The sequence below is a fragment of the Kribbella sp. NPDC058245 genome (genome assembly GCF_042882005.1).
GTDB lineage: Bacteria > Actinomycetota > Actinomycetes > Propionibacteriales > Kribbellaceae > Kribbella.
Window position 1 is genome coordinate 55262 of sequence record NZ_JBHVWY010000028.1, and the last position, 10223, is coordinate 65484.

Sequence of the window (10223 nt, forward strand, 5' to 3'; positions counted from 1 at the left end):
CGGACAGCTTTGGTCCCTGGATTGGTGGATTCCTACAGGGGCAGCCACTCGGTCGAGGTGGTGAACGCCTCCAGCTCATCAGGCAGCGGATCCACACCGATCCCAGGACCAGCCGGTACGGCGAGGTGACCGTCCGCCAGCGTGAACGGCGCCGTGAGGTCGGTCTTGTAGTAGCGCGATGAGCCAGACGTATCACCCGGCAGCGTGAAACCAGGAAGGGCGGCGAGGGCCACGTTGGCCGCGCGGCCGAGACCGGTTTCGAGCATGCCGCCGCACCAGACCGGGATGCCGTTCGCCACGCAGACGTCGTGGATGCGCCGCGATTCCAGGTAGCCACCGACCCGGCCGGGCTTGACGTTGACGATCGAGCACGCGCCGAGGGAGATGGCCGCCGCGGCCGCCCGGGCTGAGGTGATCGACTCGTCCAGGCAGACCGGTGTCTTGAGCTGCTTGGCCAGCTCCGCGTGTCCGAGGATGTCCTCCTCGTCGAGCGGCTGCTCGATCAGCAGCAGGTCGAAGGCGTCGAGCTGGGCGAGGTGCCGGGCGTCCGAGACCGCGTACGCCGTGTTGGCGTCGACCTGCAGCAGGATGTCGCCGAACCGCTCTCGCACGGCCGCGACCGGCTTGATGTCCCAGCCGGGCTCGATCTTCAACTTGATCCGTAGATAACCCTCGTCAAGATATTGATCAACTGCAGTCAACAGTTGATCGATGGAATCCATGATGCCAACGGATACTCCACACGGCACCCGGTCGTGCACTGCACCCAACTCGCGGCCCAGCGATCGACCTTCGGTCCGCAGTTCGGCATCCAGTACGGCGGTCTCCAGTGCAGCCTTCGCCATCCGATGCCCGTGGAACTTCGCGAGGGCAGGCGCCACCTGAGTGGCCCGATCGACAGCAGCCATCGCAGGTACGAAGTACCGGCGCAGCACGTCGATCGCACCGTCGACGTACTCCTCCGAGTACAGCGGTGCGGCCATGGCGACGCACTCGCCCCAGCCCTCAGCCTCAGTGCCGACGGCTCGGACCAGCAGCGCGTCCCGGGTGACTTCGGTCCCGAACGACGTCCGGAAGGGTGACACCAGCGGCAGCGACACCCGCCGCAACTCGACTCCGGTCAGCTTCATGCGCCTACCTCTCGTTCGACTACGTACGCTCCGGTCCGATCGAAGCCGGTCACCCGGCCACCGTCCGCCAGCAGGCCACCGAGCACCTCACGGACCGCCAACCGCCACTCCCGCGCCGCAGCGAAGTCCGTTGCCCGCAACGCCTCCACATCAGCCGGTACGGCGACCGCCACGGGACCCGCCGCTGTCAGCTCACCCCTGATCGGGCGGCCGTCGTCACCACGTCCCAAGGCGATAGTTGCTGCCGACAACTCAGCACCACCGACCGGCTCGTCCAGCTGCCAACGCACGATCAGCCGATCACTCTCGTCCTCGCCGTTGATCTCGTCGCGCATCTGCCCGTAGAAGTTGGTCAGGTACTGCGTCGGCCGCGCACCGAGCTTGACGAGGTTGAAGTACGCGTTGCGCCGGATCAGCGGATCGAAGGTCCACTCGATCGCGGTGAGACCACGCTGCAGCGACCACTCGCGCTGGTGCAGCTTGAGAGCGAACCCGACGCTCCGGCCACGTGCCTGACGGGACACACCGGCCACGTGACTGTGCAGAGTCCGCTCAGACGGTGCACCGAAGAATCCGACGCACGCTCCGACCAGCTGGCCGGCGTCGTACGCGCCACCGACGTAGCTGCCGGCCTTGGACATCGCCCGGAGCAGTTCGGTCGTCACCGGCGGGTTGTGCGGGTCTGGACGCCAGATGGAGTCGAACAGTTGGTAGACCGCCTCCAGGTCGGCGAGCTCTTTCAACTCGCGGACCTGGACGCCGGTTGCCGTCTCGGTCATCGTCGCCCCAGCAGGTCGGCGATCAGTGTGGTGAGCAGAGCGGTCCGGGGTGCGATCTCGTCGACGATCACGTGCTCGTCGTCGGCGTGTGCGCCGCCACCGACCGCACCGAGCCCGTCGAGAGTCGGCGTACCGACTCCGGCAGTGAAGTTGCCGTCAGACGCGCCGCCGACCGAGATCTGGCGTAGCGGGGGCTGGCCGAGCTCTGCGGCCAGTCGGGAGGCCTGCTCGTACAGGTCCTCGGCCATCTTGCGTTCGAACGGCGGCCGGTTCGGACCACCGATCAGCTCCAGTACTGCCTCGGGGAGTACCGGCTGGAGCGCTCGCATCGCCTCGTCCACTCGGAGTTGCTCGGCGACAGTCCGTGCCCTCACATCGACCAGGAAGCTCGCTGCGGCGGGGACGGTGTTGCGCGTCGTACCGGAGACGAGCTTGGTCGGAGTGACCGTCGTACCGAGCTCTGGGTTGCCTAGCTCGTTGATGGCCAGGATCTGGTGGGCTGCCTCGATGCTGGCGTTCACACCGAGCTCTGGCTCCAGTCCGGCGTGGGAGGCGCGGCCGGTGATGCGGAGCTCGTAGTTGGAGACGCCCTTGCGCTCCAGCTTGAGTGCACCGTCTGCTGACGCTTCCAGCACCAGTGCGGCCACGCAGCCGGCGGCCTCGGCCTCAATCAGCGCACGGGACGACGGTGAGCCCAGCTCCTCGTCACCGGTTACCAGCAGCGTGATGCCACTGGGGTCAGCCTGGGCAGCGATCGCGTGCAACGCCATCACCACACCGGTCTTCATGTCGAAGCAGCCCGGCCCACGCATGACGCCGTCCTCGATCTGGAACGGATGCGTCGCCAGCGAGCCGAGCGGCCAGACGGTGTCGTGGTGGCCGACTACGAGCACCTGCGTCGGCCCGTCGCCGAACTTCCAGCGCAGGTGCGTCCAGCCGTCGACGACGACGTACTCCGGCGCTTTGCCGAGTCGCTCGGTCCCTAGCTGGGCAACGACATCCGCACTGGTCTTGACTGCGGACTTGTCGGCCGACGGCGATTCACAGGTCACCAGGGTCTCGATGTCCTTGAGCAGATCCATCAGGCCACCTTCGGTGTAGCGCGGAAGCCGAGGTGCAGGTACTTCTCACCGGTCGGCAGCGAGTAGAACGTCACTGGGCTCCAATGCAGCTCTCCGTCGGGACGGAACGCGAACCGGTCACCGCTGTCGTCGACTGGGACCAAAGTGCGTTCTTGCGTGACCTCTGGCACGAGTGCGGCCAGTGGTCCGGTGATCGTGGTGCGCAGTACGGCTTGGCCATCGCGGACCAGCACCTCGTGCGTCGTACCGGCTCGCTCGTAGCGACCCGTGTGCCGTTCCAGATTGACAGTGAGCGGCTCGGCCGGTGGCGTCACGAGAGCCGGTAGGGTGATGTCGGCCAACTCGGCGAAGACCTCTCGGTACAGCTCGTCGTACAGGTCGCCGGGATTTCCGCCGTTGGTGAGCAGCGTGACCGCTAGGCCCTCACTGGGCAGGAGCCGCAGCATGGCGACCTGGCCGATCGTGCCGCCGTCATGGCCGATCACCGGCTGCCCGCCCCACTCGAACCGCATCCAGCCGAGTCCCCACGAGTCAACGGACGCCTTGTCGGGCACATCTGCGTGTTTCGCTGCCATCTCGGCAACCGCGGCCTCTGGGAGCAGCCGCGTGCCGTCCGGCGCCACACCGCCGTCCAGGTGCAGCCGGGCGAACGCCAGTACGTCGGCGACCGTCGAAGAGATGAGCCCAGCCGGACCTGCTGACCGCTGCAGGCCCCAGACCGGAGCCAGCTGGTCCCCGTCGACATGACCGACCGCGGCCCGGTGCATGAGAGCTTCCTCGGGCAGCGTGACCGTGTGCTCCAGTCCGAGCGGTGCGATCAGCCGCTCGCGCAGTACCTGGTCCCAGGTCTTTCCGGTGAGCTTCTCGATCACCCGTCCGGCCAGGGAGAAGCCGGAGTTGCAGTACGACCAGGTCGCACCGAGCGGGTGGTTCTGGCTGACCTCGGCCAGCACGTCGACGTACTTCTCCAGACAGTCGTCGCCGCGACCGGTGTCCTCGAACACGTCACCGTCGACACCACTCGTGTGCGTGAGCAGATGCCGCATAGTGACCTGCTTGGCCACATCCGGATCACTCAACTGCAGCTCAGGCAGTACGGCGATCAGTGGCGCGTCCAGGTCGAGTAGACCCTCGTCGACGAGCTGCATCACCAGAGTGGTCGTCCAGACCTTCGTGATCGAGCCGATCTGGAACAGCGAGTCGGTGGTGACCTCCACACCGGTCTTCTTGTTCAGTACGCCGGTTGCCGCCTGCACCAGCTCGTCTCCGCGCAGGATTCCGAGCGTGGCACCGGGAACACCGTGCTTGGCGGCCAGTGTGGTCAGCCGGCGCTGCCAGTGGGCCGCATCGATCCGCGGACGCCGCGGACCGGTCGCACTACCGGCGTACTGCTCGACCCAGTCGAGGATGCGGCGGTTGAAGTCGACGCGGTACGACGGCTTGCCCTGAAGGATGAAGAGGTGGTCTGCCTCGGGGTACAGCACCAGTTGTGTGGGCACAGCGCGCTCACGCAGTGCGGTGTGCCATTGCTGTGCTTGGCCGAGCGGGCAGCGCCGGTCTGCGTCCCCATGGATGACCAGCGTCGGCGTCCGCACCTGGTCGATCTGTGTCATTGGCGACATGGCGGCCAGATCGCCACCGGACAGCTCGAACGCCGTCAGGTAGCGCGCGAGGTCAGAGGTGCCCGTCATGCTCGTCAGGTCGCTGATCACGCCGCCGGTGACGGCAGCCGCGAACCTGTTGTCCCGGCTGGTCAGGTAGCACGTCATGAAGCCGCCGTAGCTGTAGCCGGCGACGGCGAGACGATCCGGGTCAGCGATGCCTTCGGCAACTAATTGGTCGATCGGCTCCAGGAAGTCCTTGCCGTCGGACGTGCCCCAGCCGTCGATCACCCCGGTGAAGAACTCCTCGCCGTACCCGTCACTGCCGCGCGGGCTCACCAGCAGCACGCTCCAGCCGCGTGCAACCAGCTCCTGGTGATACGCGTGCACTTCGTCGGCTCCGGCACTCCAGGCGCCATGCGGACCACCGTGGATGTCCAGCAGCAGCGGCTGCGCACCCGTGGCCAGTGGGTCCCGGATCAGCCAGGCCTCGACCGCAGTCCCGTCGGAGATGGTGAACTCGCGCTCCTCGCGGAGGAAGTGCTCCACGTCCGCGAGCTTCTCGCCGTACGACGTCCGCGTGGTCGCCGTACCGGTCTTCAGGTCGACGGTGACCACTTCGCCGTACGACGTCTCAGTGGTGCGCGTGGTCGTGGCGACTCCACCTGCCACGCTGAGGCCGGAGAGGTTGTGACCGGGTTGGCCCAGCACTCGTTCAGGCGTACCGCCGTCGACCGGTACGGAGTACAGGTGGGTGCAGCCGCGGTCACGCGCGCAGAACAGGACGGTGGCGCCGTCGTCGATCAAAACCGGCAGACCGCCCGGGTAGGCCGGTCCACCGACCATCACGTTGCGATCGAAGGACTCGGTCAGATCGGTCACCGCACCGGACGCCAGCTCGACCCGCAGCAGCCGGCTGTGACCGACCTGCGTGGTCAGAGTGCCGACCAGGAGGAGTGACTCACCATCCGCCGTCCAGCCGGCGGCGGACACCTGTCCGTCGGCCAGCGCGACCAGGCGCGGCTTGGCCTTGCTGTCGGCCGCGTCCAGCACGTAGGCGGGTGCTTTCGCGGTCAGGTCGGCATCTGGGTCTGTGGCTGCGCCGAAGGCGAGCTCGGTGCCGTTGGGGGACCAGGCCGGGTTACCCGCGTGCCAGTCACCCTCGGTGGCCTGCCTGCACTTCTTCGTCGCCACATCGAGGACGTGGAGGTGCTTGCGAACCGTCCGGAACCAACCCACGCCGTCGGCCTGGTAGTCCAGCCGCTCAGTGGCGATGGGCGCGTCCGTGCTGCCGGGAGCGGTGTCGACAGGTGCGCTGAAGGCGATCTGCGTCCCATCCGGACTCCACTTCGGAGCCCCCGCACCCAGCGGCAGCGTCGTGAGCTGCTCAGGCTCGCCACCGTCGCTGGGGAGCACCCAGAGCTGCGCAGGTCCGTCCTTGGCCCGCAGGAACGCGAGCTGGCTGCCGTCCGGGGACCAGACCGGTGATCTGTCGCCGTCGGACCGTGTCAGCTGCCGGGGCTCGCCACCGGTAGCTGGGACTCGCCAGAGGTTCCGCAGGTCGCGGTCAGCCTTCAGATCGGTGGCCCGCAGGACGTAGACGAGCTGGCTGCCGTCAGGTGACAGCGCAGGCTCCTCCGGGACGGCGAGCTCGGCCAGGTCGTCGATACGCAGACGTCGGGTCACCAAGTCCTCCTCAGATGCAGGCAGCTGCCTCAGGCGATGCTAGGTGGCGACACCCAGGGATGCATCTGTCGGATCGGACAAGTGTTCGGCACCTCTTCGTCCACCCGGACGAAGGGCTCCGCTGAGTCCGGACTATCGGTGCGGATCGGGAACATCCCGGCAGGACTTACCCTTGAGAGTGTTATGACCTCCTTGCGCCCTCGTGCGGTCTACCTTGATCACGCTGCGACGACTCCGATGCTCCCCGCAGCGATCGAGGCGATGGCTGCGCACCTGGGGCGCACCGGCAACGCATCGTCACTGCACGGCGCCGGACGCGCTGCGCGCCGTACGGTCGAAGAGTCGCGGGAGACCATCGCCGCCGCGCTCGGAGCGCAGCCGAGCGAGGTGGTCTTCACCTCCGGCGGTACTGAGGCGGACAACCTGGCTCTGAAGGGGCTGTGGTGGGCACGCCTGGCCGAGGATCCGCGCCGTCGCCGGATCCTGCTGAGCGGTATCGAGCACCACGCGGTCCTGGACCCAGCGGTGTGGCTGGGGCAGCACGAGGGTGCGGAGATCGAGTGGCTGCCGGTTGACGAGCTCGGTCGGGTCCGACCGGACGACGTACGGCGGGCGATCGAGTGCGCACCGGAGACGGTGTCCTTCGTCACGGTCATGATGGCCAACAACGAGGTCGGCACGCTCCAGCCCATCCAGGAGATCGCTGCGCTCGCCGCCGAGTACGGCATCCCTGTGCACACCGACGCCGTACAGGCGATCGGGCAGGTACCGGTGGACTTCGCAGCGCTCGGTGTGGACGCTCTGACGGTCTCTGCGCACAAGCTGGGCGGCCCGTACGGCGTGGGCGCGCTGGTCGTGCACAAGGAGACCAAGCTGACGCCTGTGCAGCACGGTGGCGGCCAGGAGCGCGACGTACGCTCCGGCACACTGGACGCGCCGGCCATCGCCGGCTTCGCAGTCGCTGTGGAGCACTCGATCGCGGACCAGCCGGTGGAGTCGGTCCGGCTGGCCGGTCTGCGGGACACGCTGATCAAGGGCGTGCTGGAGACCGTCGACGGCGCGCATCTGTCGGGTGACCCGGTCGATCGCTTGCCGAATAACGCACACTTGTCTTTCAGCGGCTGTGAGGGCGACTCGCTCTTGCTGCTGCTCGATGCACGCGGGATCGAGGTCTCCACCGGGTCCGCGTGCAACGCTGGGGTCGCCGAGCCGAGTCACGTGCTGCTGGCGATGGGGTACGACGACCAGCGCGCACGCGGGTCGCTGCGCTTCACCCTGGGACACACGTCGAGTCAGGCCGACATCGACGCCGTACTGGAGAACATCGGACCGGTTGTGGAGCGGGCGCAGTCCGCCGGTCTGCAGAACGTGGGAAGGAACAGCTGATGCGGGTACTCGCAGCCATGTCCGGCGGAGTGGACTCCGCCGTCGCGGCGGCGCGGATGGCCGAAGCCGGGCACGACGTCGTCGGAGTGCACCTGGCGCTGAGCCGTAACCCGCAGTCGTACCGGACCGGTGCGCGCGGGTGCTGCACCATCGAGGACTCGCGTGACGCACGGCGGGCCGCGGACGTGATCGGCATCCCGTTCTACGTCTGGGACCTGGCCGAGCGTTTCCACGCCGACGTGGTCGAGGACTTCGTCGCCGAGTACGCCGCGGGCCGCACACCGAACCCGTGCCTGCGCTGCAACGAGAAGGTCAAGTTCAGCGCCGTTCTCGAGCGGGCGCTCGCACTGGACTTCGATGCGGTCGTGACGGGTCACTACGCGCGCATCGTCGACACTCCGGCCGGCCGTGAGCTGCACCGCGCTGTTGACCACGCGAAGGACCAGTCCTACGTGCTGGGCGTCCTGACGCAGAAGCAGTTGGCGCATGCGTTCTTCCCGCTCGGTGACACGGTCAAGACCGAGATCCGCGAGGAGGCGGCGCGCCGCGGGCTGTCCGTGGCGGACAAGCCGGACAGCCACGACATCTGTTTTATTGCCGATGGCAACACTCCGGGCTTCCTCAGCAAGCACCTGGGGGAGGCGCCAGGTGACATTGTCGACGCCGAGGGCAACAAGCTCGGTGAGCACAGCGGGACGCACGGCTTCACAGTCGGCCAGCGCAAGGGCCTGCGGATCGGTACGCCGGCCGCCGACGGCAAGCCGCGGTTTGTCCTGGACATCAGCCCGGTGGAGCGCACAGTCACGGTCGGCTCGCGCGCCGAGCTCGCAGTGACTGGGCTGACCGCGTCGAAGCCGCGCTGGTGCGGCCCGGTGCCCGCCTCAGAGCTGCACGTCCGAGCCCAGTTGCGTGCGCACGGCGAGGAGATCGCAGTGACCGCACGCCTTGAGGGAGACCAGGTTCTGGTCGACTTCACCGAGCCGGCCTCCGCAGTAGCCCCCGGACAGGCCGTAGTCCTGTACGACGGCACCCGCGTCATCGGGTCCGCCACCATCGACGCGGTCAACCGCGTCGCAGCGCAGCACGCGTGACGACCACGGGGCTCGGCTCACTGCCGGGCGACGACATCCGCGAGTGGACCAAGGTCCTGCTCGAGGCTGTCGACATCCCGTTCCTGGCTGAGCTCCCCGCCCGCCCGTACGGCGACATGCTGAGCCGGGCGATCGCACTGGTCACCGAGCTCGCCGCAGACCTGCAACCGGCTGGGTGGCGGCTCACAGGTGGTGGTGACGCGACCGCGAGTCTGGACCAGCGCAGGGCGCGTGGGCTGCTGCGCGAAGACCTAGACGTGCTGGAAGAGTACGCAGACGGCTATGTCGGTCCGCTGAAGGTCCAGGTCACCGGACCGTGGACGCTGGCCGCGACAGTGGAGCGGCCGCGCGGTGACAAGGTCCTGGCCGACCATGGTGCTCGGCGTGATCTAGCGCAAGCGCTGGCATACGGCGTTGAACAGCATCTGGCTGAGGTGCGGAAACGCGTCCCCGGGGCAGACGTCGTACTGCAGATTGACGAGCCGGCGCTGCCCGCCGTACTGGCTGGAGCTATCCCGACTGCCTCTGGGTGGGGGAAGCACCGGTCCATCGACGGTCCGGGTGCGGTGGAGTTGCTCAGCCTGTTCACCGGGTTTGGGGCCACTGTGGTGCATTGCTGCGCGGCTCGGCCGCCAATCGAGGTGTTCACGAGGTCTGGTGCGTCTGGCATCGCGGTGGACATCTCGTTGCTCAACGCACCTGGTTGGGACCAGTTGGGGATCGCTGTCGAGGCTGGTACGACGGTCTACGCCGGCCTGGTCCCGACGACCGGAGTGCTGCCGAACCAGGAGCAGGCCGCCGCTCCGCTCATTCGTCGGTGGCGCGAACTCGGCCTTGATCCCGAGCTGATGAAGAAGGTCGTCATCACCCCCGCCTGCGGCCTCGCCGCGTCCCCCTCACCCCGCGACGCCCAAGCCCGCCTCGCCCTCCTCCGCAAGATCGTCGACGTAGTAGGCGAAGCCGCCGACGCTTAACGCGGCGCCCGACGTCTAACGTGCACGCGATCGCCGACCGAACCATCCACCTCAGCCACAGACCGCCGCAACCCGAAGGCGCCAGCCGGCCGCCCACGGCCGAGTCGCCCCCGGAATGCGGATCTGTGGATGATCACTGCCTCCCAGCGGCAGTCGATATCCGCAAAGCGAGCCCGACCGCACCCACCACCCCTTACGTCCGAACGACCGGAGGGCGGGTCTCCGGTCCTTCGGACGTTAGCTTCGTGTCGTGCGTAACGTCCGAACGGGCGGAGGGCGGGTCTCCGGTGCTTCGGACGTTAGCTCGGCGGGCTCGCTGGCTGACGAGGTCTTGAGGGGTTGCCCGTTGAGGTGGTGGGTTGCCCCCTGAGATTTTCAGTGGGCAACCCACCAGGTGAGGGGATATCCGGCTCTCCTGACTGATGTGTGGGTCAGTTTCGGCCGGGGAGGGGTGGTCGGTATCCGCCAAGGGTGAGCATGGCTAGGGCGATGAG

Annotated in this window: 7 protein-coding genes; 3 read left to right on the forward strand and 4 right to left on the reverse strand. The window is 67.7% G+C overall.

All coding sequences use genetic code 11. The features are described 5' to 3' along the window. Nucleotides 1–32: 32 nt before the first annotated feature. Genes menC through ACFVWG_RS40280 form a run of 4 tightly spaced genes read right to left on the reverse strand, consistent with a single transcriptional unit; the run spans nucleotide 33 to nucleotide 6278 of the window. Complete coding sequence (gene menC, locus ACFVWG_RS40265; protein ID WP_391548798.1) at nucleotides 33–1130, reverse strand: o-succinylbenzoate synthase; 1098 nt, start codon at nucleotides 1128–1130, stop codon at nucleotides 33–35. Further along, nucleotides 1127–1909, reverse strand: a complete 783-nt coding sequence (locus ACFVWG_RS40270; RefSeq protein WP_391548799.1) for a GNAT family N-acetyltransferase — start codon at nucleotides 1907–1909, stop codon at nucleotides 1127–1129. The genes menC and ACFVWG_RS40270 overlap by 4 nt, the downstream gene beginning before the upstream one ends. Further along, nucleotides 1906–2991 carry a M20 family metallopeptidase gene (locus ACFVWG_RS40275; protein ID WP_391548801.1) on the reverse strand — a complete coding sequence of 362 codons (1086 nt, stop codon included), beginning with the start codon at nucleotides 2989–2991 and terminating at the stop codon, nucleotides 1906–1908. Before ACFVWG_RS40275 ends, ACFVWG_RS40270 begins: the two co-directional genes overlap by 4 nt. Next, nucleotides 2991–6278, reverse strand: a complete 3288-nt coding sequence (locus ACFVWG_RS40280; protein ID WP_391548802.1) for a serine hydrolase — start codon at nucleotides 6276–6278, stop codon at nucleotides 2991–2993. Before ACFVWG_RS40280 ends, ACFVWG_RS40275 begins: the two co-directional genes overlap by 1 nt. A gap of 183 nt (nucleotides 6279–6461) precedes the next feature. Between ACFVWG_RS40280 and ACFVWG_RS40285 the strand changes: the two genes are divergently transcribed. The 3 genes from ACFVWG_RS40285 to ACFVWG_RS40295 are packed head-to-tail and all read left to right on the forward strand — an operon-like array spanning nucleotide 6462 to nucleotide 9729. Continuing rightward, nucleotides 6462–7664 carry a cysteine desulfurase family protein gene (locus ACFVWG_RS40285; protein ID WP_391548803.1) on the forward strand — a complete coding sequence of 401 codons (1203 nt, stop codon included), beginning with the start codon at nucleotides 6462–6464 and terminating at the stop codon, nucleotides 7662–7664. Beyond that, nucleotides 7664–8755: a tRNA 2-thiouridine(34) synthase MnmA gene (gene mnmA, locus ACFVWG_RS40290; RefSeq protein WP_391548804.1), complete on the forward strand. Its 1092-nt coding sequence runs from the start codon at nucleotides 7664–7666 to the stop codon at nucleotides 8753–8755. Before ACFVWG_RS40285 ends, mnmA begins: the two co-directional genes overlap by 1 nt. Beyond that, on the forward strand, nucleotides 8752–9729 hold the full coding sequence (locus tag ACFVWG_RS40295) for a methionine synthase vitamin-B12 independent (protein ID WP_391548805.1): 978 nt from the start codon (nucleotides 8752–8754) through the stop codon (nucleotides 9727–9729). The genes mnmA and ACFVWG_RS40295 overlap by 4 nt, the downstream gene beginning before the upstream one ends. Nucleotides 9730–10223 lie beyond the last annotated feature (494 nt).